The organism is Bacillus sp. SIMBA_074 (assembly GCF_046534555.1).
Classification (GTDB): Bacteria; Bacillota; Bacilli; order Bacillales; family Bacillaceae_G; genus Bacillus_A; species Bacillus_A mycoides.
Genome location: NZ_JAWRYM010000002.1, coordinates 1 through 26589 on the forward strand (window position 1 = coordinate 1; position 26589 = coordinate 26589).

A 26589-nucleotide genomic window follows, 5' to 3' on the forward strand; every position below is an offset into this window, starting at 1 on the left:
TATCAGCTGTAAATTTAGCCATAGAAAAACTGCACCTCCAATTGTTAGACTGTGTCTAACAATTGGGGTGCAGTTCACTCAGCAGGGCGCTTTCGTTCTTTTTTCAGCATATCCGAATTATTATAGAACCAAATATATCGACCGCTCGACAACTTTGATACGCCTACTCGTTATACCTCACCGGCTCATTCCGAATAATGAACAAATGAATCGGCAAGAAAACCGAAAACGTGATTGTATGAATGATCGTAAATAGTATGGAATTCGTTCCGTATCTATCCAAAATAGCATAGATAAGATAAATAGACAGTACAAGTGATACAGCTGTTGCTAATATATATAGAATTGGTACGAAATTAAAGATGAAGCATCCAACATATATGCCAAATACTTTCCACCCTGCTTCTTCTTTCAAGAAATCTGGTAATTTATCTTTCGCTAAATCACCCCATATCTTACTATTTATAAACGGAATAAAAGCAAGAACACCATCAGTTGCACCATCATTTTTCGCCATCGTATAAAGTGCAAAAGCCGTTAACAAATACGAAATAATTGCCCAAATTATTATAACAAGCATAAACGCAAAACTAAGAGCAAAGAAACCTGCTAGTACGCCTTGATCTTCCATCTTATCCTCTCCTCTCTCTTCTCAACATATTTCATTACAGTGCAAGTTATGTTTTAAAATTTAACCAAACTCTTTGTATAATAAGAAGAGAAAGATAATGAGAGAGGAGTACATACCTATGCATCCATTTGTAAAGGCATTACAAGAGCATTTTACAGCTCATCAAAATCCCGAAAAAGCAGAACCGATGGCACGTTATATGAAAAATCACTTCCCGTTTCTCGGTATTCAAACTCCTGAGAGAAGACAGTTATTGAAAGACGTAATTCAAATACATACTCTCCCAGATAAAAAGGACTTCCAAATTATCGTCCGTGAACTTTGGGACCTACCAGAACGTGAATTTCAAGCTGCCGCACTCGATATCATGCAAAAATATAAAAAACACATAAATGAAACTCACATCCCATTTTTAGAAGAACTTATTGTCACAAAATCTTGGTGGGACTCTGTCGATAGCATCGTCCCTACATTTTTAGGTGCTATCTTTTTAAAACATCCAGAATTAATTTCTGCATATATTCCAAAATGGATTGCATCAGAAAACATATGGTTACAACGTGCCGCTATTTTATTCCAGCTGAAATATAAACAAAAAATGGATGAAGAACTCCTTTTCTGGATTATCGGACAACTACATTCCTCAAAAGAATTTTTCATTCAAAAAGCAATCGGCTGGGTCCTTCGCGAATATGCAAAAACAAAACCAGATGTAGTATGGGAATACGTTCAAAACAACGAACTCGCTCCATTAAGTAAACGTGAAGCAATTAAGCATATTAAGCAAAATTACGGAATAAATAACGAAGAAATAGGCGAGACTCTATCCTAGATGGGCACGTTCCTCTATTGAGATTTAAAAAAGAACGTGTTAAAATATGTTCATTATTATTAATATAAGTAGCGATGACGGACTTATAAGTACTTGCATAAAAAGCGATTCAGGGATAGTGAAAGCCTGAAGCTGCGAGGAAACGGCAGTCTCGAGCAATACGTGATAAAGTGGATGCACATTTTGTGTATCAACTAGGGTGGAACCGCGGGCAAACGCTCGTCCCTAGGCGATTAAGCCTTGGGATGAGCGTTTTTTTATGTTTTTTAAAGCATATATTGCTCGTTTCCAAAGTACCCATCACGTCATCGCAAATACGTTAACTTTCAAAAGGAGGATTTTATTATGTATTCAATGGAACAAGTTGTAAACTTAGCGAAACATCGCGGTTTCGTTTTCCCTGGTTCTGAAATTTACGGTGGTCTTGCAAACACATGGGATTACGGTCCACTTGGAATCGAATTAAAAAATAACGTCAAAAAAGCTTGGTGGAAAAAATTCATTCAAGAATCTCCACACAACGTTGGTTTAGATGCTGCTATTTTAATGAACCCAAAAACTTGGATCGCTTCTGGTCACGTTGGTAACTTTAATGATCCAATGATTGACTGTAAAAAATGTAAAGCTCGTCACCGTGCTGACAAATTAATTGAAGATGCATTAGACGCAAAAGGTATCGAAATGGTCGTTGACGGTCTTACTTTCGACCAAATGGCTGACTTAATGAAAGAACATGAAGTAAAATGCCCAGATTGCGGTAGCCAAGAATTCACGGAAATCCGTCAGTTCAACTTAATGTTCAAAACATTCCAAGGTGTTACAGAGTCTAGCACAAACGAAATCTTCCTTCGTCCTGAAACAGCACAAGGTATTTTCGTAAACTTTAAAAACGTACAACGCTCTATGCGTAAGAAACTTCCATTTGGTATCGGCCAAATCGGTAAAAGTTTCCGTAACGAAATCACACCTGGTAACTTCACATTCCGTACACGTGAATTCGAACAAATGGAACTTGAATTCTTCTGTAAGCCTGGTGAAGATTTAGAGTGGTTCGCATTTTGGCGTGAAACTTGTAAAAACTGGTTACTTTCACTTGGTATGACTGAAGAAAGCATGCGTCTTCGTGACCACGGTGAAGACGAATTATCTCACTACAGTAACGCAACAACTGATATTGAATTCAGATTCCCATTCGGTTGGGGCGAACTATGGGGCGTTGCATCTCGTACAGACTTCGATTTAAAACGTCACATGGAACACTCTAACGAAGACTTTAACTATATCGATCCACAAACGAATGAGCGTTACGTGCCTTACTGCATCGAGCCATCTCTAGGTGCAGACCGTGTAACATTAGCATTCTTATGTGATGCATATGAAGAAGAGCAATTAGAAAACGATTCTCGTACAGTTCTTCGTTTCCACCCTGCTTTAGCACCATATAAAGCAGCTATCTTACCATTATCTAAAAAGCTATCTGAAGGTGCTACTGAAGTATTCGCAGAACTAGCTAAAGACTTCATGGTAGACTTTGATGAAACTGGTTCTATCGGTAAACGTTACCGTCGTCAAGACGAAATCGGTACTCCATTCTGTATCACATACGACTTCGACTCTGTTGAAGACAAAGCTGTTACAGTACGTGACCGTGACACAATGGAACAAGTTCGTATGCCAATTAGCGAACTAAAAGGTTTCTTAGAGAAAAAAATCCAGTTCTAATTATAAAGTGAAACTTTAATCAGTGGGGGTTTTGTTCATCCCCCACTGATTATTAGTTGAACCAATCGGGCGTTTACGGGCAGTTGATCTCCCACCTAACTTCTTTGCTCCACCTGAATTTTGAGGTGGGAGTTTTACTGCCCGTTAATGCGGGATAAAAAAGAGGCAGCTCATAAGAGCTGCCTCTTTTCTATTTTTCACGTTTTTCTTTAATTGCTACTGTACATCTTGATATGCATAGTAAATCATCATTTTCATCAATGATGCGAATATCCCAAACCATTGTCGATTGTCCTCTATGTATCGGTGTTCCAATTGCTGTTACAATTCCATCTTGCTTTGAGCGAATATGATTTGCATTAATTTCTAATCCGAAACAAATACATTTTTCTTGATCAATTAAATTGTATGAACCAACACTTGCCACAGTTTCTGCTAATGCAACAGATGCACCGCCATGTAAAAATCCAAACGGCTGATGCGTACGTTCATCAACAGGCATTGTAGCAACTACTTTATCCTCTGTCATTTCTAACAACTCAATTCCAAGCGAATCCATTAAAGTTTTTGACATATCGTTTTCAACCTCTCTCACTTTAGATCAAATGTATAATTTTACCTGTTTAATTTCAAACTACCTATAACACTTATATAAGGAGGTTTCACCTAAATGAAACAGAAATTTTGTATACTATTGCTTATGTTCTCCTTGCTGACTATTGTACCAAATTGTGCAATAGCAGCCAAAGCATCCAACCTGACAATCAATGTTAAGACTGTAACGCAAAAAGGTAAGAAACCTTATATAGAATATCAAATTAATAGGCCTTCCTTTCACAACTTTTCTGATTCAAAATTTCAAAATAAGCTGAATTCCTATTACAAAAACTCTACTACTAAATTTAAAAGTAAATTAGAAAAAGAAGCGAAGAAATATTATGAAGAAACAGAAGGATCTAGCACACCTTTTCATCCATACGTTGCAAATGTTGACTATAAAGTAGCTTTAAACAAATCACCTTTCCTAAGTCTATATGTGAATTACTATCAATATACAGGCGGAGCGCACGGACTGTATACGTGGAAGGCAAATACATTTGATTTAAACGAAAAAAAATTATTACACTTAGACGATTTATTTCAACAAGAGGATAAATATAAAGAAATAATTCGCACAGAGATTGTAAGACAAATTAAACAAAATGAAAGCATTTATTTTCCTGATGCAGTCGAAAAAGTAACGAGCACTAAAAAGTTTCACTACTTTTTAGAACCGGATAATCTTGTAATTTATTTCTCTTTATATGAAATTGCTCCTTATTCAAGCGGAATTCCGCAGTTTCGTATTCCATACACATTGCTTAGAGACTATTTAAAGCCTTCTTATCAAAATATTTTGATTGACAACAAGTAAATATTTTCGCTACGATAATGTTAACCTAAACACAACTGGAGGTTAACATTATGAAGAAGCTTCATGTTTTAGATTTAGCATTAGCTGCCATGTTCGTCGCTCTTATGGCTATTGGTGCAAATATTGTATCGTGGGCACCATTCTTACAAATAGCTGGCATTCCATTATCTATGCAACCATTTTTCGCAATTTTAGGAGGTCTTCTTCTTGGGAGTAGACTTGGGGCATTATCAATGACTGTTTACATGCTTGTTGGAGTAGCAGGTGCGCCAATCTTCGCTAACTTCAAAGCTGGATTTGGAGCACTTTTAGATCCTACTGGTGGTTTTATTATCGCATTTATTATCGTTGCTTACGTATCAGGAAAACTAGTAGAACAAAAAGAACGACCAACATTCAGCACCTTTGCAATTGCTTCTTTCGTCGGAATCATTTTAACGTATATTATCGGTACTACTTATATGTACGGGGCAGTCAATATTTTCATGGGTGGTAATATGAGTTATAAAGCTGCCTGGATGATTATGATGTGGTTCGCAGTAAAGGATATTGCGTTTACAATTATCGGCGCTATTATCGCACCTCGCATATACTATGCTGTACGTCGTTCCGCTTATCAGCATTCTCATTCGACGATTTCATAATAAACAAGGAGCTGTTCCTATAGGAACAGCTCCTTGTTTATTATATTAAGACTCTTGCTTCATTTGCTCTTCTAAAACTTTCTTCATCATTACTAGCATATCATCACGTAATTCTGGGTGCTGCAATGCCATTTCAATTGTCGTTTGAACGAATCCTAATTTTTCACCAACGTCATAACGCTTTCCTTCAAAATCATATGCAAATACACGTTGAATTTCATTTAAGCTTTGAATTGCATCCGTTAACTGAATTTCGCCACCCGCTCCAACTTGTTGCTGTTCCAAGAACATAAAGATTTCAGGAGTTAAAATGTAACGTCCCATAATCGCTAAGTTGGAAGGCGCAGTACCTTGCGCTGGTTTTTCAACGAATTTACGAACTTGATAACGACGTCCCTCTTGCTCTAACGGATCAATAATTCCGTAGCGATGTGTTTCTGCTTCAGGAACAGTTTGTACACCAATAACAGAAGAAAGTGTTTTGTCATACTCGTCCATTAATTGACGTAAACATGGTTTTTCAGCTTGAACGATATCATCGCCTAATAATACTGCAAACGGCTCATCACCAATGAATTTACGTGCGCACCAAACAGCATGTCCTAATCCTTTTGGTTCTTTTTGTCGAATGTAATGGATATCTACCATTTTAGAAGAAGCTTGTACTTTTTCAAGTAACTCATACTTTTTCTTCTCTAATAAGTTTTGCTCTAATTCAAATGCGTTATCAAAATGATCTTCGATAGAGCGCTTTCCTTTACCAGTAACGATAATAATATCTTCGATGCCTGATTTTACTGCTTCTTCTACGATGTATTGAATCGTTGGTTTATCTACAATTGGAAGCATTTCTTTTGGCATTGCTTTCGTTGCTGGTAAAAAGCGTGTTCCTAATCCCGCTGCCGGGATAATTGCTTTTCTCACTTTTTTCATGACAAATACCCTCGCTTTTCATTCTAATTCTCTTAGTAAAGTGTAAATTTATAACACTCGCTCGTAATAATCCTCTACATCAAACAAAACTACAAGAAAAGAGGAGGCCGTTCTCCGTTCTCCTCTTTTCCTATCAGTAGCATTCTATTCTATTATAAACGATTCATAATATCTTCTTTAATAGTAAGTAACTTTTGTTCGCTATTTTGTAAGGAATCATCTTGTACACCAAAGTAGAATTTAATTTTCGGCTCTGTTCCAGATGGACGTAAGCAGAACCAAGAACCATCTTCTAATTGATATTTTAACACATTTGATTTCGGTAAGTGAATCTCTTCCTTATTTCCATCTTGTAACGTTGTAATGATGCTTTCTTTATAATCCTCAACTGCAACGACTGTTAAACCAGCTACTTCTTTCGGAGGATTCTCACGGAATGTTGCCATCATCTTTTGAATCTGTTCGGCACCATCTTTTCCTTTTAACGTTAACGATACAAGGTCCTCACGGAAGAACCCATACTTCTTAAATACTTCTAGCAGACCATCGTATAACGTTTTACCTTGTGATTTGTAGTATGCAGCTACTTCACATGCAAATAGGACGGATTGCACCGCATCTTTATCACGGCAGAATGGACGGATTAAATAACCGTAGCTTTCCTCATAACCGAATTGGAATTCATATTGTCCGCTTTCTTCATACTGTTTAATTTTTTCACCGATAAATTTAAATCCAGTTAACGTATCAACTGTATCTAAACCGTATGCTTTTGCGATTGTACGGCCAATTTCAGACGTTACGATTGTTTTTAAAACAACACCGTTTTCTGGAAGCGTTCCGTTTTCCTTCTTTTGTGATAATAAGTAATCAAGCATTAACGCACCTGTTTGGTTACCAGTTAATACTTGGAACTCACCATCGTGATTGCGAACTGCTACACCTAGACGGTCTGCATCAGGATCTGTTGCGATTAGCACGTCTGCGCCTACTTTTTCACCGTCGCGAATTGCATACTCAAACGCTGCATGCTCTTCTGGGTTTGGTGATTTTACTGTAGAGAAATTTGGATCTGGTAACTCTTGCTCTTTTACAGCTGTTACATCTGTAAATCCAACTTCTTCTAAACCACGGCGTACCGAAATATTTGATGTTCCATGCAATGGTGTAAAGACGATTTTTAAATCTTTTCCTACTTCTTTCACCATCTCTTTATTAATAATGACATTGTTCAATTCTGCTGCATACGCATCATCTACTTCTTGTCCAATTATATGTAATAAACCGTCAGCTTTTAATTGCTCAACATCAGCAACTTCAACTGTTAATTCATTCTCTACTGCATTTACGTAGCTAATTAACTCATCAGCTTCCTTTGGAGGCAACTGGCCACCATCTTCACCATATACTTTATAACCGTTATATTCGGGCGGATTATGGCTTGCCGTAAGAACGATTCCACTTGCTGTATGTAAATGACGAACTGCGAAAGAAAGCACTGGTGTTGGACGTAAGCTTTCAAATACATATGTTGTAATACCGTGTGCACCAAGAGTAGCAGCTACTTCCATTGCGAATTCAGGTGATTTATGACGAGAATCATACGCGACAACAACACCGCGTTTTTTCGCTTCTTCACCTAATTTTTCAATAAACATAGCTAATCCTTTTGTTGCTTTACGAACTGTATATACATTTAAACGGTTCGTACCAGCACCAAGTTCACCACGCATACCACCTGTACCGAACTCTAGATTTTTATAAAAGCTATCCTCGACTTTCTTCTCATCTTGCTTCATGTTTTCTAGCTGTTCTTTTAATTCTGCGTCTAATTCTGCATATGAAAGCCAGCGACTAAATTCTTGTTTCCAATTCATACTTCCATCTCCTCTCGCCTGTCGTACCTTCATTATATGAAAAAAACAACCTGAATCTCAATATTTTTTAAAATCTAGCAGGATTTTACTATAAATATTTGTATACACTATGGTTAAATACTCCACCAAAGGGAATGAGGATTATGCAAGAATGGGGCTTGTCAGAAGAGCTCAAAATAAAAACAAAGCAGATGATTGAAATTGCTGAAAAAGAATTATCAAACATGAAGCATGCAATCGATAAAGAAGATGAATGTATTCTATGTAAAATGGAAGATATTCATCATATGTTAACAAATGTACAGACGTTAGCAGCTACATATTATATTCAAGCATATTTATCACCTTATACGGAAAGTTCACATTTCATCACTACAGCTGTCCAACATTTAAGCGCTCGAAAACACGGTGCTCTTATTATTGTGGAACGAAGTGACGCTCTTGATTCTTTCATTCAAACTGGAACGACATTAAACGCACACTTAACCGCGCCACTACTTGAATCGATTTTTTATCCAGGGAACCCTCTTCATGACGGAGCCGTTCTCATTAAAAATAATCATATTGTCTCAGCAGCTAATATTCTTCCATTAACAAAAAGCATGGAAATCAATCCTGAGCTAGGAACACGTCATAGGGCTGCAATTGGCTTATCCGAGAAAATTGATGCACTTATATTAGTTGTCTCTGAGGAAACAGGGCGTACTTCATTCGCTTTAGGTGGGACGTTATATACGATTTCTTTATAGGACGAATCTTTAGCTATGTAGCACTTTTTGGAACTGTAAAATAGTAAATGAAATTATATTAACCGTAACTCCAAATATATCGACTTACCGACAAAAACTTACAATAGTCATACCATATCAATAAGAAAAGGCTATCCCAAAAATTTGAGACAGCCTTTTCTTCAAAAATTATTCTTCTCCGAAACGTTCAACAAGTGTTGCAAGTGTACGCACCATTGCACCTGTTGCTCCAGATGGTCCTAAATCATGTGCTCCTGATGTTTCAGATGTTCCAGCGATATCTAAGTGTACCCATGGTGTTTCTTCTGCAAATTCACCAAGGAATGTCCCAGCCATAACCGCATGTCCTTCACGGCCTGGTGAGTTATTTAAATCAGCAAATTTACTGTTCTTGACACGTTCTTTATCACGTTCAAAAATCGGCAATTGCCAAATTGGCTCATCCGTTTCCATAGAAGCCTCTAACACTTGTTCAAACAATTCTTCATTATTTGTCATCGCGCCTGTTGTATGATTTCCAAGTGCAACAATTACACCGCCTGTTAATGTTGCAACATCAACTAAGTAATTTGCGCCAAGTTTCTTCGCATACGTAATACCGTCAGCTAACGCTAGGCGACCTTCTGCATCTGTATTTAATACTTCAATTGTTTTTCCGCTCATAGATGTAATAACATCATCTGGCTTAAATGCTGTACCACTTACAACGTTGTCAGTTGATGGAATAACAGCAATTACATTTTGCTCTGGGCGAAGTTCACCGATGATCTCCATCGCGCCAAGAACAGCTGCAGCTCCGCCCATATCACCTTTCATACCAACCATGCCTTCACGTGGTTTTAAAGAATAACCGCCTGTATCATATGTAATCCCTTTTCCAACAAATCCAATTACATCTTTCCACTCTTCTTTTCCTTTATAAATAAGAGCGATCATTTTTGGCGGTTCAGTAGATCCTTGGTTTACTGCAAGTAATGCACCCATACCAAGCTCTTCCATCTCTTCTTTCTCAAGAACCTTATAATCCATATCGTATTTTTCTGCTAATTCAACTGCATACTCAGCAAGCTTTGTCGCTGTTAATACGTTTGGCGGCATATTTACAAGCGTACGAGCTGAATTCGTTGCACGTCCATGTACGTATCCTACCGTTAATGCTGCTTCAATTTCTTGTGCATCTTCTGCTGTAATAGCCGTAAACTTCTCTAATTCTACACGATCCTTTTTATCTGCTTTATACGTTTGTAATTCATATGTACCAAGACCTTGTACTTCTGCCGCAATATGAGCTACATCAATCGCATCTAATTTATCTGTCACGAAAGAATCAAGTAAGATTGCTGCATCTTGCACTTTTGCTGCTTGTAACGCTTTAAACGCCTTACCAAGAGCCGCACGTAACGTTTCTGTTGTATATGACTCTTTCTTACCTAAACCAACAAAATAATAACGTTTAACATTTGTTTTTCCTAAGCTATGTACTTTTGAAATGGCTTTCTTCTTAGTTGAAAGTTCTTTTTCTTCTAATAAAACTTGTAATTGTCCTTCAAACGCTTTATCCAGCTCTTGTACAAAGCTACTCTTTTTATCTTCTTCAAATAAGGCAACAATTACCGCTTCATGACTTACTAATTCTTTTTGTACTTGAAACATGTTCAGACCCCCTAAATTTCTCTACGTCCATTATAACTTTATTTTCGATAAAATGCGACAATTCTAAATTCTGTTATTTCATATAAAGTGAAACTTTAATTAACAGGGGTTTTGTTCATCCCCCACTGATTATCAGCCCGCACCAATCGGGCGTTTACGCGCAGCAGGGCTCCCACCTACCTTCTTTGCTCCAGCTGAATTTTGAGGTGGGGGGTTTACCGGCCGCAAATAGCAGGATAAAGATGCTATCTCCAATATCTTCTATGGTGAAATAAGACAAGAAAAAAGTCTAGCGTTACTACCACTAGACTATCTTTGTTTTAAATATTGTCCACGAAACACTTGCATCGTTTCGTCTTGATTTAACATCGTTAACTCTTCTTCCGAAAACTTGCCATTTCCTATTTTCACTATATACACATTTACTTTTTTCTTACCCCATTGGCTATAAACATCTTTCACCGTATCATAATATAAATCGAGACGATTTCCTTTTATAGCACCGCCCTTATCAGCTACAACACCATATCCGTAACCTGGCACGAATAGAATTGTCCCAAGCGGGAATACGCGTAAATCGGCAGCGATTGTGGAATATAAATCCCTTTTTGCTTTAACACCTGAATATGTAATGCCATACTCTGGATGCCCCGGCCTCTTTCCAGTCGACTCTATACCTGATGTATAACCAGTTGCAGTCATTTCTATAACACGATATTTAGACCAGTCATTTGCCTGCTCTAAAGCATTTATCACTTCTTTACTCGGAGCAACTTTTTTCTCAATTTCTGCTGCATGTACTTCTTTTACACTTGTTCCTTCATATGATTTTATAATCTCTAATAAAGAAACTCCTGTGAAAGCCTGCCATGTTACGCATAATGCGAATGCAAGTAAACAAGTCATCATAATGCGAATACAATATCGTTTTAACATTTTTATATTCCACACTCCTTCATCGTTAATCATTCCCTATAAGATGAAGGAATATGCAAAAAAATAATCTCCAAATTGATTGGAGATTAAAACATTTGATATCCACTTTTCCGAAGTTTTTTAATTATAATTCCTGCTAAAGCAGCACCTACTAATCCAGTAGATAGAATAAACACATCTGCGTGTCCTAAATGCGATACACTTGTCCCAAATGAAGAAAATGTTTCTTTTGGCTTTGAAAAGTAGTCCCATACACTCGCTTTATTAATAATAAGCATACAAATAATCGGATATACAATAACCATTACCCACGTAGCTCGCAAAATCATGTTGAGTAAAAATCCAATTCCAAAAAATAAAATAAAGAACAACATCATTGAAATAAGTAGTACCGGTATACTCACTTCTTCTCCCTCTCCTTCGCATACGCCGTAAACACATGATAAGCCGTATAACCAAATTGCTCTCCTGGATTTAATGTTTTGTCCATTTCAAAATGCGACTCTGCTCTTCCTTCTAATAAATATTTGATGAGTACAGAAGTATTTTGATCATCTGCAATATTTTCTGGATGTAAAAAAGCTACTTCCGACAATTCTTTCTCCTGTACGATAACGTCTTCTCCCTCTGGCTCTAGAAGAAAAATAATCATATTATCACTAATTTCATTATGAATAACACCTGAGCGAATACCAATAATCCCCTTTACATGAGCAACAATGCCTGTCTCTTCCAAAATTTCACGTTTCACAGCTTCATCAACAGTCTCGCCTTCATTAACAAAACCAGCAGGTAAAGACCATTGCCCTTTCAATCCACCGTATTTTTTCTTAACGAATAGCCATCTCCCATCTTCTGTAGCTACTAAGCCACTGACAGCTAACCACACTTTCCCTCGCTTCCCCATGATATAACCTCCTCCATCAAAACGAACAGAATATTCTTTCTTTTTTATATATTATACTATATTTTCAATACGAAAAAAGCAGAAACAGCTCATAGCCGTTTCTGCTTTTTCTACTATATATTAAAAGAACTTCAATTTACCTTTTTTAAGAACTAATAAAGGTCCGCCTAGTAAGAATAAGTAACGGTTGTCGATTACTTTCTTCATGAATGAAGCTTTCCAACCTGTTAACTTTTTACCCATAACAACGCCCATTGCATCGTCATGACCTAATGAACATACAGATCCTTTATTATCAAATGCGAACTTTTTCATTTCACCTTTGCCGCGAACTAACACAGTTAAATTGTGTGCAATATTATAACCTTCTTGAATTGCAATCTGTGCTGTTGGTGGGTATGGACGGTTAATTTCTTCGTTGATGATTAACGCTGCATCGCCAACCATGAATACATCTTCATGACCCGGAGCGTGCATGTACTCATCCACTTTAATACGTCCGCGCATTGCTTCAAATCCAGACTCTTCCACAATACCATTACCACGAACACCTGCAGCCCAAACTACAGTTTCAGATTTAAGAAGTTCAGCATCATCACCGTTGGCAACGATAATACCTTCTTCAGTTGCTTCCTTAATTGCTGTACCGATGCGGAATTCTACACCTTTTTTCTCAAGTTGTTTTACAGCGTACTCTACTAATGCTGGATCGAAACCAGGAAGTGCTGTTGGAGCAGCTTCTACACAGATGATACGTGCTTTTTCACGTGGAACATCGTACTCTTTGCAAAGTTCAGGAATACGGTTTGCAAGCTCACCTACGTACTCGATACCAGTAAATCCAGCGCCACCAACAACGATTGTTACTAACTCATCACGTTTTTCAGTCGCATATTGAGCGAATTTTTCTTCCATATGCTCACGAATTTGACGAGTTGCATTAATGTTAGTGATTGAGAATGCATGCTCTTTTAATCCTTTAATTCCGAACGTTTCTGATTCGAAACCAAGACCGATTACTAAGTAATCATACTCTAATTCACCATCTTTTAAGATAATACGTTTTTCAGCAGCTTTAATCTCTACTACTGTATCTTGTACAAAGTTCACTTTATTTGTATCGATAACGTCTTGAATATCTAGACAGATTTTATCATCTTGTAATGTACCAGCTGCACTCTCATGTAACCAAGTTGCTTGGTAGTGATAGCTGTTGTTGTTTACTAACGTAATTTCAGCTTCACTTACAGATAATGTTTTTTGCAGACGAACAGTCGTAATCATCCCGCCATAACCTGCACCTAAAACTACGATTTTTGGAGTCTTCACTAAATCACAACCCTTTTCTTTATATAATAGTAATAAAAAATAATACCAAGTACTAAAAACTCTATTTGTCAAGAATGTGGAATTTATCACATTCTATATCATAACAAAACGCAGTCAAAAAATCGTACGAAATTTGTCATAGAAATTTAACATAATACTTCCCTATATTAGTCGGTTTCATTCCATAATTCAAGCACCTAGAGAATTATCAATATTTTAAAATAACATAGCGTTTTCAAGGGTTTTTCATCCTTTTTTTCATGTATTTTCCTTCCGCTATATTTTATACAATTCTAAAACATCTATGCGCAAACTTACTTATTATTCAGTCGTTTTCAGAAGTATTACTAACTGAAATATGCTATCATTTATTTGAAAGTGTCATCATTTGCAGGATTTTCATGTACATATGAACAATATATGAAATCAATATTAAAATTCCATCATCTATAGGGGGAATGAAAATGACAGAAAATCAAAAAGTTTACGACATAACGATTATTGGTGGTGGCCCAACAGGACTATTCACCGCATTTTATGGCGGAATGAGACAAGCAAGTGTAAAAATTATTGAAAGCTTACCTCAACTTGGAGGGCAATTATCCGCACTATATCCCGAAAAATATATTTATGATGTAGCTGGATTCCCAAAAGTGCGCGCACAAGAGTTAGTTGATAACTTAAAAGAACAAATGAAAAGGTTCGATCCAACTGTTTGCTTAGAGGAAGCTGTTGATACGCTTGAAAAACAAGCTGACGGTATATTTAAACTTGTTACAAATAAACAAACTCACTACTCTAAATCTGTCATTATTACTGCTGGTAATGGTGCTTTCCAACCACGCCGCTTAGAATTAGAAGGCACAGCAAAATACGAAAAGAAAAACTTACATTATTTCGTTGATGATATGAATAAATTTGCTGAAAAACGCGTCGTTGTATTCGGCGGCGGTGACTCAGCAGTAGATTGGACAATGATGTTAGAACCGATTGCGGACAAAGTTACAATTGCTCATCGCCGCGACAAATTCCGTGCACATGAACATAGCGTAGAAAGCTTAATGAATTCCCGTGCAGAAGTAAGCACACCTTACGTTCCAGTTGAACTTATCGGTGATGATACTATTGAACAAGTTGTTCTTCAGCACGTAAAAACAGAAGAAAAAATTATCATCGATGTTGATGACGTAATCGTAAACTACGGCTTCGTTTCTTCACTTGGTCCAATTAAAAATTGGGGCTTAGATATTCAAAAAAACAGCATCCTCGTGAACTCAAAAATGGAAACAAATATTCCTGGCATTTACGCTGCTGGTGACATTTGTACATATGAAGGAAAAGTAAAACTCATTGCTTGCGGCTTTGGTGAAGCACCGACAGCAGTAAACAATGCAAAAGCTTACTTCGATCCAAACGCAAAACTTCAACCAATGCATAGCTCAAGTATGTTTTAATATAGAAATGAAAAGAGCTCCTTTTACATGAAAGGAGTTCTTTTGTTATAAAAATCCCTAATCCAAATTACCTCTCTTTCTTCACAGCTATGTACTTTAGAAAAAAATACCACATACTCCTAAAATATGTTACAATAAAACAGAACGTATGTTTCATCCAATGGAGGGGAATTTTATAATGAAAGAACCTATTATCATTAAGAAAGAAGCTTTCCAAGCAATCGGCGTTTCTATTACGACGACAAATGAAAAAGAGGCATCTACTGAAGGAAAAATCCCACAACTTTGGAACCAATACTTCCAAGAACAAATCATGCATCACATCCCAAATCAACAAACAAAAGAAACATTCGCTTTCTACTCAAACTATGAATCAGATGAAACTGGTACATATCAATTTACTATTGGCATGCCTGTTTCTTCATTAGAAGACGTTCCTGAAAATATGACAGCCTTAACAATACCTGCCGCAACGTATGCGGTATTTACAACGAGAAAAGGTCCTGTGTCTGAAGTCATTTGTGAAACTTGGGAATATATTTGGCAATGGTCGAAAGAAAACAAACGTGCTTTTACAACAGACTTTGAGCTTTATGACGAAAATGCAGTAGATCCAAATAACGTACAAGTGGATATTTATATTGCTTTAGCGTGAATGACAAAAAAGAAGATACCCTTTGGTATCTTCTTTTTTGTCGTTAAATAGCCACTGTGCAAATTCATTATTATTGTCTACAATGAGAAAGTGCAGTATAGAAATATTAGAAACTGTATAAAGTGAAACTATACTCAGTGGGGGTTTACGGGCAGTTGGTCTCCCGCCTAACTTCTTTGCCCTAGCCCAATTTTGAGGTGGGAGTTTTACTGCCCGCAAATAGCGGGATAAAACGATTGTTAATAAGTTTTTTAGTCTAAATTTGGTACATAGAAAGGAAGCAATATGGAGGAACTACAACAAAATAAATCTGCTTTAGAAGGAAGCGGAAAACCGTTATTAAAAAATACGAACTTCCTTTTTCTTTGGGCAGCTACTCTCTTTTCAAGTTTTGCTTTAGCCTTTTTTACTTTTTCACAAACATGGTACATAGCAAAAACATTAAACCTTGAGGCTTCACTCGGTATTGTTTTCGTGGCTCTTAGTGTTCCAAGACTCATCTTTATGATTATCGGCGGAGCATTAGCTGATAAATTCCCGAAAAAAAATATTATGTTTTACTCTAATATTATTCGCGCTATTCTTGTCGCAACCATTCTCACCTGGTTCATCGTCGGTGATGTAACACTATATACATTTGCTTTGTTTGCTTTGTTCTTCGGACTTGCTGACGCTTTCTTCTGGTCAGCAGATGGATCTATTCTGCCTGAACTTGTAGAAAAAAGCCGTTTAACACAAGCAAATTCACTTACTCAAATGACAAACCAAGCATCTGTCATTTTAGGACCTGTACTTGGCGGTATTCTCATTAAATTTACGAACTATGAAACAATTTTTTCAATCACAATCCTGCTACTCATTATCGCTGCGATACTCGTTCAAAAAATACAATTTACAGTACCCGAAAAAAATGAAACAGATAAAGGCATGTTTACTTCTATTAAAGAGGGAATTTCATATGTAAAAGAATCACCATTTCTTTCAACTTTCCTTATATGTAGCGCCTTTTTAAATTTATTTTTAATCGGCCCAATGCAAGTAGGCTTCCCGCTCTTCGTCAAAAACGTTCTGCACGGTGATTCACTTCAGTTTAGTTACTTAGAAGCGTCTGTTGGCGGCGGGATGGCGATAGGAGCTGTCATTGTCGGATTAAAAAACATTAACCGCAGACGTGGTCTATTTTGTATTATCATGATGCTACTGTCTGGTGTATTCTTCCTAGCCATCAACTTTAGCACCGTACTTTGGCAAGCGTTATTAGCTGGAATGTTTTATGGTATTACAATTGCGATGGCTATCGTTCCACTTATGGCAATGATTCAATCAACAGTAAAAGAAGAGATGATGGGACGCGTTATGAGCTTACTGATGCTTTCATCGATGGGATTCATTCCGCTCTCTTACGCATTTACATCGCTTGCACTTGGGATAGGCATTCCAATTGTAACGGTTATGAAAAGCGGTGCAATCGCTGTTATCGTCTTTGTACTATTTGTAGCAATTCGTGTTCCAGTTGTAAGAAAGTTCGATTAGCTACTTGGAGTCATGTATTATACGCATGGCTCTTTTTTAAATGGATCGAATAACGGTATTCCCTTACTTCTCCTTAATGCCGCTCCCCACTCTAATCCAATTTCTAAAAATAAATCTCGCATCGTACTATACAATAGTGCTCCAACATCTTTACGAATTTCTCCGTACTTATACGCTCTCACAACACTTTTCACCCTCCAAATTAAATTTCCACGCACTTCTTCATCAGCTAATATTCCCTCTAATAAAGCACCTTGCTCTAGTAATCCGCTCTTTTTATAAGCAAGTTCCACCTTACTCCAAAATATATTAATCTTCTTCGGATTACTCGTCATCGGCACCAGTGCGTATATAAAAGGCTTCGGTATATCGTGACGACAATACGTTTCATCAAGCTCGTACGTTACTTTTCTTTTCTCTTTTATTTGTGGAATGTTTTTAGAAAGAATTGTTTCTCCCGCGCGTTTTTGCTCGTTTCCACTACAGCCATCTGTACGATCATCACTTTCACATGCGGACATTTTCATACGGTCATCCATGCGGTCAATTGCAGATTTAAGAAATACATATAAGTTTGCACTATATCCCCCGCGCTTATATCTTTCTTTTGTCGCAACACGTTTTATAATCCCTAGTTCCTCTAACTTTGCAATCGAGCGGCGTACCGTACGAATACTCTTTCCAACATTTGTAGCAATCGTCTCCATTAACGGACAAGCAACTCCCACTGTTTTCTGTTTCTCATTAACCGCATATTTCCCTAAAAAATGAATAACTAAAGAATCAGTCTTATTTAGTTGAAACTGATAACATTTAAAAACTTGTTTTTGATATGTATTAAACTCTTCTTTACTTCGAAATTCACTATATGGTTTCATTAAGTTATATAAGCTTCCCATTTTTATCACCTCACTTATAGGTAAGAAATAGGAAGAGAAATTGGCGTGATATTTAATATTTTTTATCCCGCATTAACGGGCAGTAAGACTCCCACCTCCAGATTCGGCGAATGCGAGGAGGTTAGGTGGGAGATCAACTGCCCGTAAAAGCCCGATTGGTTCAACTAATAATCAGTGGGGGATGGACAAAACCCCCACTGATTAAAATTTCACTTTATTGGAGATGAAAATATGATTGTAATTAGTGCTTGTTTAGGTGGTATTGCTTGTCGGTATGACGGTAACGATAATCTCGTTTCACAAATAGAAGAGTTATTACAGAGGGAAGATACCATCCTCGTTTGTCCCGAAGTATTAGGCGGTTTACCAACACCACGCCCTTCTGCTGAAATTATCGGCGGTAATGGCGATGATGTTTTAGATGGAAAAGCAAAAGTAATGACGAAAGAAGGACAAGATGTCACGGAGGCTTTCGTGCGTGGTGCTTATAAAGCATTAGAACAAATAAAAGATTTAAACCCAGAATATATAATTTTAAAAGAACGCAGTCCATCTTGTGGTAGTTCCACTATTTACACAGGGGAATTTAACGGCAATAAACAAACTGGTTACGGAGTGACAACTGCTTTATTCAAAAGGCATGGATTTAAAGTAATTTCAGAAGAGGATTTTGAGAACGAAAAAAGGAATTGACCCTGTTCGTCAATTCCTTTTTTCTGTCTTATTTCACACCTAATTTTTCTTTCACTTTCGCAGGAAGTTCGTCCTTTTTCACTTCTTCCCAAGCTGTTACACCTTTTTTATCTGAGTGGTATACGCGTAGGAATGCTTCTTTACGAAGATTTTTTTGCGCTATGAATTCTAATTCTTTCTCTTTACCATCTTTATCAAAACCAGTTAGTTTATATTCGTAATCTTTATACGGCTGACCATTATCAGCTTTACCATTATATTCTTTTCCATCTACTGTAATTTGAACGTAATACTCATCTTTACCCATACGGTTTAAATCACAGCCAACTAACAAACTTGCGAATACAACTAAAATACTAAAAAGTGTAATATATCTTTTCATTTCCTTCACCTCATGTGTTTTTCTTATATTGTTATCTTAAAGCCTAAACTTTAAAGAAGAAATTCAAAAACATGACATGAACATTACACTTTTGTAAGATAGTAAATTAAAACTTTAATCAGTTTTTTTTCATTGAAAACGTTATTGACACTCATCTAGCCTAGTCATGACAATCTATTAACGCTAATAACGTCTTCCACGCCAACTTTTCCACTTGTCACGAATCTTATCACATAATTTTCTTATACTGCTTATTACACCTTCTATTACGCACTCTATTATGATATCAATTACAAGGTAACTTACGAATCTAATTATAGATTTAATCACATATCTTCCTACGAATTCAAAAATATCGTCGATCTTGCGTCCCCTTCTTCTTGCATATATTCGTTATCTTTGTCATGCTCTTTTTCTTTTTAGCGCAAAAGAAAAGACCTTCCTAACGATTTGGTTTCATCGCTAAGAAGGTCTTTATATGCAACCTACCCATTCAATTTCCACTTAGAATAAAGGGATGAAAAAACTTAGCAATCTTCTGGCTTACCAGCATTCGACGCTGTACGGAAAGATGATCCGCATCCACATGATGCGATCGCGTTTGGATTGTCGATTGTGAATTATACGGTCAGTTTGCATTAGACTAAAACGCAGTAATATTAGCATTTAAGGCGCTTTACTGCGATTGTTTTCGTTCAATAAGGTTGTGTACATCACGCATTCTTAACGATGTACCTCGTTATCTACATTCTACCCAAACTCTTCCGTATTGACAAGTAAAAATATATCGAATCATGTAAAAGAAATCCAGTATTTATGCGCCTTCTCGCGTATTCTTCGTGGTCTTCGTAGTCTTCATAAAACGACCTAAGGCTCATTTAAACGCATACTAGTTCGTTAACTAAACCTTAATCGTCTTAAAATGCGAATCTCGGCGTACCTTTACGCAATCATATGTATAAAAAAGAGACGTAAGTACAAAGACCCCGCCCAAATTTTCTTTTTCTCTTTAACGTACTTATACACCATAGACTCACAATTAAGTCTTTACGCTCTGTATTCATGGCTATATTTCTCAAAGAATGTCCGCAATGCAACCTCTACGATATCGTCTCGATTTAAGCTGGACTGATTTTCAACGTTATCTAACATTACACATAGTTTTTTGTCTAAATTCATCGTCCTACGCACTTTTTCTTTCGATGCAAGCTCTTTTGTGCGTATGTATAGCGAGTAAAGAGGCTCTACGTTTTCGGAAGAATCATCCGATTGTAGAGCGCCATCTCTACGCTTTGAAAGCGCATTGACTAGTTCTTTAATACTTCCCAACTCACCTATTATTTCATGTAACACTTTCATATCGCTTTTTGTATAGCTACTACTCGTATCGGCGTTGGATACCTTTTCGGGTGCGTTATTAGCAATTTCTATAAAATCTTTTATATTTTGATGCAACGGTGCTTCAGCTTCACCACGCCCTGTATAGTACCAGCCTTTACCGCCTTTACTCTCATATGCATAACCCGCGTTTTTTAAGGCTTTTGACAACGTCTTATCAGATATACCAACTCCTTTTCCGACTACCTTAGCGCTATTCGTTCTTAGTGCCTTTATTACTTCTTGGATTTTCATAGCTTATTAACCTCGCCTTTCCGACTATATTTACGCTACTTGCGTAATATTGTATAATTCGAATTTTAAAATACATATTCCTAAATATAACATATAAAAGCGGAAAAGGTGTAGCAGATAGCGCCACACCTCCTTTATTTTCCGTTGATTTAATACCCTCTTGCACGTTGTCGCTGTCTTTCTAAGCGCCCTAGCTCTTTAGCGATTTTTTCTATATCATTATCGTCACGGACGTTCATTTCGTGGATATGGTTCGTTATAGAGACTCCACTATTACCACTTGTCGCCGTTTCTTGCGCCTTCATTACGCTCATTGCCGTACCTGCGTTAAACGTTCGAATCATATTGAATAGATTCTCCTGCTGCCCTGCGGTGAGTACCATTTCGTTTTTAAGTAGTCGTACGTCTACTTCGTCGAACTTGGCTTTGTTTGGCTGGTGGTTTATCGCTGGACTTCCGCCATTATGAAATTTCGTCTTCATGGCTTGCGTAGTACCGCCGCTATGCTTCTTATAAACTGGGTCGCCACCGAACGCCTCTACGATTCCGCTGTACCATACCTTTACTTCTTTACTAGCTGGCTTCTCTGCGTTATTGTGCATTGTCTGTATCTTAGCCTCACCGCTCGAAGTATTCGCATCGACTGGCTTAATTTTACCTTCTTCTATCTTTCGATTCGTTTCCAGTATCTTAGCATTTGCTAGCGTCGGATTTCCGTCGATAGGTTTCGTTTTCTGTTCCTGCGCTCTTTTGTCAGTTTCCGCAATCTTTGCGAATGCGTCTGCTGGGTTTGCAAGGATTGCTTTTACTCTCTCTCTTTCCGCTTTGCTATCTACTTGCGCTATTTTGTTAAATGCGTCGAATGGATTACCTAGAATAGGCTTCGTTTTCACTTCTTCCGCTTTTAGATTTGTTTCGATAATTTTTAGATTCGCTATAGATGGATTAAGGTCTAGCGGCTTCGTCTTGCCTTCTTCCGCTTTCGAGTTTGTGTTGTCGATTTTCCCATCGGCTTGCGAAGTGTCTGCGTTAACCTTCTTCGTCTTTTCTTGCTCTGCGATTTGGTCTAAAATGCTGACCTCTTCTTTAGCACCTTCAGTCTCCGCATTAACCTTTTTATCGACGGGTTTATCTAAAATCTCCTGTAGTTCGTCCGCATCTCTTTTACCATCGCGTACGGTCATATTGAAGTTTTCTTGTTCGCTTTTGTTTTGTTCGATAGCGCCCTTTAACTCCCCGTACTTGGTTACATTTTGGCTAGCTGCGTCTAACTGATTTTTTTGTTCCTCGCTTAAACCTCCGTTAGCCTCTTTAACCTCGTTGAGCTTGCCGATTTTCTCCTGCTCTTTCGCAATAGCTGCGTCGATTGCTTCGATTTCTTTTCCTTTTTCATAGTTAACGCCTGCTTGTGCCATCTTGATAGATGCGATTTGGTCGAATGACGCGTTACCCTTTTGTAACGCTTGTTCCGCTAGGGATACCTCTGCTTGTTTCGAGTAGATTTTCGCTTTGTGTTCTTGTAGCTCTTGCTTAGATGTACTTAGCTGATCTTTAGCTTTATCTACGATTTGCTGCTGTAACGCTATCTGTCTTTCTGACCCGTTCTGTCGCACCTTTGCCAAGACTTCCTCACGAGTAGCAAGGTTAGATTGCGCCTCTTCTACTTTTTTAACTTTGTTCGGCGTATCGTCGATAAGGTCATTTACTGTCTTTATCGAGTCCTTGTATGTCGTTAAGTCTTTATGTAGATTTTTCATAGCATTAGCTTTTTGTAGCTCTAGCTCCGCTTCTTTCGCCTTGTTTAACTCATCTACGTACTGGCGTGTTGCGTCTGTACTTGTAGCGATGGCTTGCCCTTTGTCATTGAACGAGCGAGCTGTCGCTGGTGATTGCTCTATAAGCTTGTCCGAAAGGTCGATTGTCTTCTTAATTTCTTCATTATTCGCACCGCTCTTCTCTACTAACGCATCTAATGCCGCTTGAATCTCTGCTTTTGCCCTTGGGTCTGTAGCTCGCTCTAGCTCCGTTTGTAAGCTCTGATATTTTAAAAGTTCATCGTTGTTTAACTTGACTTTTCCTCGCATTGCGTCGTAGTCGTCCGCTAGTTTTGTAACTGTTTTGCTTTGCTCGTCGAGCGACTTATACGTATCGAACGAAATCTCTTTGTACTCTTCGGTTTCCTTTTTCGCACCAACGAGTACGCCCGTTAACGCACCGACTGCGATAGATATTCCTGCAATCCACGCTGTAGCTGGGTTACTTATTAGCGCTACACTAAATGCACGTACCGCTGTGATTGCTTTACCAATACCTACCGCAAGTAATGCGACACCTGCTGCCGTACCTGCTGCGGCTAGTCCTGCGCTTACCATTTTCGGGTCTAGTTGCGCTAAGATATCTACGAAGCCCGTTGCGCCTTTTACTACTGCTGTAAATGCTGGTAGCATCTTCTCACCGATTCCGATAGCTAAACCTTCCGCCGCACTAGTTAATTGATCCCATGCGCCTTTTAGTGTTTCTTGCTGAATCTTCGCTACTCGCTCGGCTGTGCCTGCGCTGTCTTTTAGAGATTGTGAGTAATCCGCTAGACCTTTCTCACCTACTTTTAATAGGGCTACGAATCCACTCGCTGCCTCTGTACCTACTAAGTGGGCTGCTGTCGCTGTCTTCTGCGATTCTGTCATGTCCTTTGTCTTCTCGTTGACTTTACCGATGATTTGTGGTAACGGTAGCATATTGCCGTTCGCATCTTTAACGTTAAGACCTAGCTTTTCCATTTCTTTAGCTGCTGCACCTGTCGGGCTGTTTAGCTGTAGTAACGCTGCACGTAATGCTGTACCTGCCATCGAACCCTGTATACCTGCATCCGACATTTTCGCTACTGCTGTCGCCGTGTCTTCCATCGAAATACCTAAACTAGATGCTACTGGTGCTACGTATTTCATCGCATCCCCTAACATTGGTAAGTCGGTGTTTGCTGTAGTCATTGTTTTAGTAAGTACATCTACTGCGTGTCCTGTATCGTCTGCTGAAACACCGAACCCCGTCATGATGTTGGAAACGATGTCGGCACTTCGTCCTAAGTCCATTTGACCCGCTGCCGCTAAGTTAAGTACCGAAGGTAGTGCTTTAATCGACTGCTCTGTTTTGAAACCAGCCATAGATAAGTACGAAAGTCCTTCCGCTGCCTGTGTCGCACTGAACTGCGTACTTGCTCCGAGGTCTTTCGCTGTCTTCGTTAATTGGGCGAACTCTGTATCTGTCGCTCCACTAATCGCCTTTACACGAGCCATACCTTGCTCGAAGTTAGCTGCTGCGCCAACACTTGCGCCGACTGCTGCTACGACTGCCGTACCTACTGCCGCACTTGCTTTCGTTAATGACGACATTCCTTGCGCTGATGATGCTGCGCTGCTGCTTAATCCGCCCATATCGCTTCGTGCTTGCTGCACTCCTTGTCTAAATTGGGCGTTATCGAGGACGAGTCTAGCCCGTACCTCACCCGCATTTGCTCCGCCTGCCATTTATTTTCCCCCTTTATTGTTATATATTTTTCACATAAATAAGACACGAGCGTTATTAGCCCCGTGTCTTTGCTAATTTCTGCTATACTCGAACTCCTAAAGATGCAATTCCGCATCATAACCTCTTTGCCGAATTTCGTACGCAGTTACACCACAGTCACCTTTTTTAACCTTTTTATGCGTTTTCCATTCGCCCGCATTGTGGTCATACGTGATTAAATACCCGTTCTCCCCGAACTCGTCGGAAGCTTTTGCAATAATTTCGGGCAAGAGTTTATGTACATTTGGCGCTTTAGTTTTAGTAATTGTCTTCGTTGTTGTTGTCATTCTCCTCGTCCTCTCTTCGCTTATGTTTATGAATATATGAAAATGGCGGGCAAAGTCCGCTAAGACCTCGCCCAGTTATCTAGCCTTTTCTTCCTGTTCCTTGCGTCGCGATAAATATGTCGCATAAGTCGTCATGTGTTTTCTGATCTTTTTTCATATTCGCTTGCCCCCTATCGCTCGAATTGTACAGCCTGCGCTACTTCTTCGATGCGCTTCGTATGTACTTGCTCGTATCTCTCGATATCATTCGCATACTCTAGCGTATCTTTTGAGATTTCCATTAGCGCATTTCCTAGCACGCCAGTACGAACGAACTCATGCTGTAATCTTTGTTCCGCCGATTCTAGTAACTCGCGAACTTCGTGCATATCTTCGCCCACTTCGGAACGTTTGGTAAGGTCGGCGTGAATGCTTCCTAATGTGTGGCGAACTTTTTTCGATGCTTCTGCGCTTCCTGCGACTTGACTTAATACACCTTGCGATAGCTGCATAACCATTTCATTAATTTGTCGAGCTAGTGCAGGCTCGTCCGCTAGTGATACTAATTCGTTTAGATGTTTTAGAGCCGCGTCGGGATTAGTTGCGAATGCAATCTTTCCGCGTAACGAATCTAATCTAGAATCGAATAGTTTCTGTTTTAATGCGTCCACTTTTTCGGGTTCTCGCGTTAATTCAAGATGTGCCATGCTTCGCACCTCTTCGAGTAACTTCGTAAATTCACGCTTTTGCCCCGATACATGATTAAGAAATAGTACTTCTTGCTTTCTTCCTAGCTTGTCACGCTCGCCTTCTTTACCGATTTTAGTTAGATTAAGATTGCGCACAATCTTCGCTCGGTCTTCGCGTACTTTCGGGAGGTACTCATGAGCGAGATAGCTTGTTAATCCGTTTTGGATATCTACAGCTTTCATAATTTTTTCTTTCATTTGGCTTGTCTTAGTGTTTTTCATTTTTTCATTTCCCCTTTGAGTTAGTTTAGTGTTTTATATAAACGGCAATGCCGTCGGTAACTTGCGTTATTATTTGGCTGATAAGCCTAGTCGGCGCATAAATCCTGCCAACTTATCGCGCATCGTTTTAAAGACTTGCTTTAACTTTTCTCGCACTGATCTTCCTTTTATTTCTTGTTTGTCTTGCTCTTTCTCGCTCTCGACTTCGTTAATATAAATGTCGTCTATCGCTTCCTGCGTTCGCTTATCGTCCATAATTACGGAACATTCGTTACACGCTGATTTAGGTTTCATTTGTGGCAGCGCGTATAAACTAGATAATGACTCGTTGTAAATAGCGTCATTAGGTGTGTATAAATCGTAGGCAATAGGCGTTTCCCTATCGCAACTAGCTTCGACTATTTCGTTAATCTTTCCAGCTAGGCTCGTGATATCTTGCATAGGCGCTATAATCTGCCCCACTGTTCGCGCATTATCGGTAACATGAGCCACTAAGAACGAGTGACCACGATAATTTTTAATATCAGCTATTACTAGTGGTCGATTGGCTCTACCTAGCTGTATGCCCGTCTTTCCTTGTGCTGCGTCTAGAATCGCATCATTAATCATTTCTTAATCTCTCCTTTCTTATCGTTTACTCTTTTTCGTAAGCTTACCGATGCTTCTAGCAACGGTAAATCATATAGTAACTTCGCTTGAATAACTCGAAGGTTTTCACTTCCTATTAATCTCTCGATTTTCTTAATGTTCTCTTTTTTCGGCTGTACAAGACCCCGTTCCCACCTATTGACGGTATTAAATGAAACATTTAACAACTCGCCGAACTGCGTTTGATTGAGTCCTGTTATTTGTCTAACCGCTTTAATATCCTGTGGTCGCATTTATACCACCCTTCCTTAGTTGTTGTATTTTT

The 26589-nt window shown here is 38.5% G+C and carries 27 protein-coding genes and 1 pseudogene; 9 read left to right on the plus strand and 19 right to left on the minus strand.

Going from position 1 to position 26589, the window contains the following annotated elements:
* Nucleotides 1–163 precede the first annotated feature (163 nt).
* On the minus strand, nt 164–631 hold the full coding sequence (locus SB773_RS02265; protein WP_002034556.1) for a hypothetical protein: 468 nt from the start codon (nt 629–631) through the stop codon (nt 164–166).
* Between the two features lie 118 nt (nt 632–749).
* Between SB773_RS02265 and SB773_RS02270 the strand changes: the two genes are divergently transcribed.
* Nucleotides 750–1463, plus strand: a complete 714-nt coding sequence (locus tag SB773_RS02270) for a DNA alkylation repair protein (protein ID WP_410588391.1) — start codon at nt 750–752, stop codon at nt 1461–1463.
* Between the two features lie 345 nt (nt 1464–1808).
* A complete protein-coding gene (locus SB773_RS02275) occupies nt 1809–3185 on the plus strand; it encodes a glycine--tRNA ligase (protein WP_002015863.1) in 1377 nt (458 codons plus the stop codon).
* Nucleotides 3186–3375: 190 nt separating this feature from the next.
* Here the strand turns inward: SB773_RS02275 and SB773_RS02280 are convergent, their stop codons facing one another.
* A complete protein-coding gene (locus SB773_RS02280) occupies nt 3376–3759 on the minus strand; it encodes a hotdog fold thioesterase (protein WP_002145111.1) in 384 nt (127 codons plus the stop codon).
* Nucleotides 3760–3855: 96 nt separating this feature from the next.
* On the opposite strand from SB773_RS02280, the gene SB773_RS02285 reads away from it, so the two are divergent.
* Both SB773_RS02285 and SB773_RS02290 read left to right on the plus strand, forming a co-directional pair.
* Nucleotides 3856–4599, plus strand: a complete 744-nt coding sequence (locus SB773_RS02285; RefSeq protein ID WP_016120983.1) for a DUF3298 and DUF4163 domain-containing protein — start codon at nt 3856–3858, stop codon at nt 4597–4599.
* A gap of 50 nt (nt 4600–4649) precedes the next feature.
* Nucleotides 4650–5243, plus strand: a complete 594-nt coding sequence (locus SB773_RS02290) for a biotin transporter BioY (RefSeq protein WP_002191054.1) — start codon at nt 4650–4652, stop codon at nt 5241–5243.
* Between the two features lie 45 nt (nt 5244–5288).
* Here SB773_RS02290 and galU read toward each other — a convergent pair whose 3' ends face one another.
* Together galU and SB773_RS02300 are read right to left on the minus strand one after the other, a co-directional pair.
* Nucleotides 5289–6176 carry a UTP--glucose-1-phosphate uridylyltransferase GalU gene (gene galU / locus SB773_RS02295; RefSeq protein ID WP_060749312.1) on the minus strand — a complete coding sequence of 296 codons (888 nt, stop codon included), beginning with the start codon at nt 6174–6176 and terminating at the stop codon, nt 5289–5291.
* A gap of 152 nt (nt 6177–6328) precedes the next feature.
* On the minus strand, nt 6329–8053 hold the full coding sequence (locus SB773_RS02300; RefSeq protein ID WP_410588395.1) for a phospho-sugar mutase: 1725 nt from the start codon (nt 8051–8053) through the stop codon (nt 6329–6331).
* 143 nt (nt 8054–8196) lie between these two features.
* Between SB773_RS02300 and cdaS the strand changes: the two genes are divergently transcribed.
* The gene (gene cdaS / locus SB773_RS02305; protein WP_002067925.1) at nt 8197–8802 is read left to right on the plus strand and encodes a sporulation-specific diadenylate cyclase CdaS; all 606 of its coding nucleotides are present in this window, start codon (nt 8197–8199) and stop codon (nt 8800–8802) included.
* A 168-nt stretch (nt 8803–8970) separates the two neighbouring features.
* On the opposite strand, the gene pepA is transcribed toward cdaS, so the two are convergent.
* From pepA to SB773_RS02330, 5 genes are all read right to left on the minus strand, one after another.
* Nucleotides 8971–10455: a cytosol aminopeptidase gene (pepA, locus tag SB773_RS02310; protein WP_060749314.1), complete on the minus strand. Its 1485-nt coding sequence runs from the start codon at nt 10453–10455 to the stop codon at nt 8971–8973.
* A 309-nt stretch (nt 10456–10764) separates the two neighbouring features.
* Nucleotides 10765–11391: a 3D domain-containing protein gene (locus SB773_RS02315; protein ID WP_002089307.1), complete on the minus strand. Its 627-nt coding sequence runs from the start codon at nt 11389–11391 to the stop codon at nt 10765–10767.
* An 86-nt stretch (nt 11392–11477) separates the two neighbouring features.
* Nucleotides 11478–11795 (minus strand): YuiB family protein, encoded by a 318-nt coding sequence (locus tag SB773_RS02320; protein WP_002089308.1) that lies wholly within the window; start codon nt 11793–11795, stop codon nt 11478–11480.
* Entirely contained in the window at nt 11792–12298 is a 507-nt protein-coding gene (locus tag SB773_RS02325) for an NUDIX hydrolase (protein WP_002015875.1), read from the minus strand. The genes SB773_RS02320 and SB773_RS02325 overlap by 4 nt, the downstream gene beginning before the upstream one ends.
* Before the next feature lie 120 nt (nt 12299–12418).
* A complete protein-coding gene (locus tag SB773_RS02330; protein ID WP_002067919.1) occupies nt 12419–13627 on the minus strand; it encodes an NAD(P)/FAD-dependent oxidoreductase in 1209 nt (402 codons plus the stop codon).
* 464 nt (nt 13628–14091) lie between these two features.
* Here SB773_RS02330 and SB773_RS02335 point away from each other — a divergent pair, with 464 nt between their 5' ends.
* The 3 genes from SB773_RS02335 (at nt 14092) to SB773_RS02345 (ending at nt 17269) form a co-directional block, all read left to right on the plus strand.
* A complete protein-coding gene (locus tag SB773_RS02335; RefSeq protein ID WP_044439138.1) occupies nt 14092–15081 on the plus strand; it encodes an NAD(P)/FAD-dependent oxidoreductase in 990 nt (329 codons plus the stop codon).
* A 178-nt stretch (nt 15082–15259) separates the two neighbouring features.
* On the plus strand, nt 15260–15736 hold the full coding sequence (locus SB773_RS02340; protein ID WP_002191058.1) for a GyrI-like domain-containing protein: 477 nt from the start codon (nt 15260–15262) through the stop codon (nt 15734–15736).
* A 285-nt stretch (nt 15737–16021) separates the two neighbouring features.
* Nucleotides 16022–17269: an MFS transporter gene (locus SB773_RS02345; protein ID WP_002015879.1), complete on the plus strand. Its 1248-nt coding sequence runs from the start codon at nt 16022–16024 to the stop codon at nt 17267–17269.
* Nucleotides 17270–17286: 17 nt separating this feature from the next.
* Here the strand turns inward: SB773_RS02345 and SB773_RS02350 are convergent, their stop codons facing one another.
* A complete protein-coding gene (locus SB773_RS02350; RefSeq protein ID WP_410588400.1) occupies nt 17287–18168 on the minus strand; it encodes a helix-turn-helix domain-containing protein in 882 nt (293 codons plus the stop codon).
* Nucleotides 18169–18399: 231 nt separating this feature from the next.
* On the opposite strand from SB773_RS02350, the gene SB773_RS02355 reads away from it, so the two are divergent.
* Nucleotides 18400–18861, plus strand: a complete 462-nt coding sequence (locus tag SB773_RS02355) for a 2-thiouracil desulfurase family protein (protein ID WP_088033137.1) — start codon at nt 18400–18402, stop codon at nt 18859–18861.
* Nucleotides 18862–18889: 28 nt separating this feature from the next.
* On the opposite strand, the gene SB773_RS02360 is transcribed toward SB773_RS02355, so the two are convergent.
* From SB773_RS02360 to SB773_RS02400, 9 genes and pseudogenes are all read right to left on the minus strand, one after another.
* The gene (locus SB773_RS02360) at nt 18890–19243 is read right to left on the minus strand and encodes a YxeA family protein (protein ID WP_410588402.1); all 354 of its coding nucleotides are present in this window, start codon (nt 19241–19243) and stop codon (nt 18890–18892) included.
* Nucleotides 19244–19426: 183 nt separating this feature from the next.
* The gene (locus SB773_RS02365; protein WP_410588769.1) at nt 19427–19606 is read right to left on the minus strand and encodes a hypothetical protein; all 180 of its coding nucleotides are present in this window, start codon (nt 19604–19606) and stop codon (nt 19427–19429) included.
* 164 nt (nt 19607–19770) lie between these two features.
* Nucleotides 19771–19863 (minus strand): annotated as a pseudogene (locus tag SB773_RS02370) (iron-sulfur cluster assembly accessory protein); the annotation flags it as partial.
* Nucleotides 19864–20290: 427 nt separating this feature from the next.
* On the minus strand, nt 20291–20875 hold the full coding sequence (locus tag SB773_RS02375) for a CopG family transcriptional regulator (RefSeq protein ID WP_410588404.1): 585 nt from the start codon (nt 20873–20875) through the stop codon (nt 20291–20293).
* Nucleotides 20876–21024: 149 nt separating this feature from the next.
* Entirely contained in the window at nt 21025–24399 is a 3375-nt protein-coding gene (locus SB773_RS02380; protein ID WP_410588406.1) for a phage tail tape measure protein, read from the minus strand.
* A 96-nt stretch (nt 24400–24495) separates the two neighbouring features.
* Nucleotides 24496–24726 (minus strand): hypothetical protein, encoded by a 231-nt coding sequence (locus tag SB773_RS02385; protein WP_410588408.1) that lies wholly within the window; start codon nt 24724–24726, stop codon nt 24496–24498.
* Between the two features lie 170 nt (nt 24727–24896).
* Nucleotides 24897–25676: a hypothetical protein gene (locus SB773_RS02390; protein ID WP_215560743.1), complete on the minus strand. Its 780-nt coding sequence runs from the start codon at nt 25674–25676 to the stop codon at nt 24897–24899.
* A gap of 69 nt (nt 25677–25745) precedes the next feature.
* Entirely contained in the window at nt 25746–26285 is a 540-nt protein-coding gene (locus SB773_RS02395) for a hypothetical protein (protein ID WP_149190944.1), read from the minus strand.
* Complete coding sequence (locus SB773_RS02400) at nt 26282–26557, minus strand: helix-turn-helix domain-containing protein (protein ID WP_002184901.1); 276 nt, start codon at nt 26555–26557, stop codon at nt 26282–26284. The genes SB773_RS02395 and SB773_RS02400 overlap by 4 nt, the downstream gene beginning before the upstream one ends.
* Between the last annotated feature and the right edge of the window lie 32 nt (nt 26558–26589).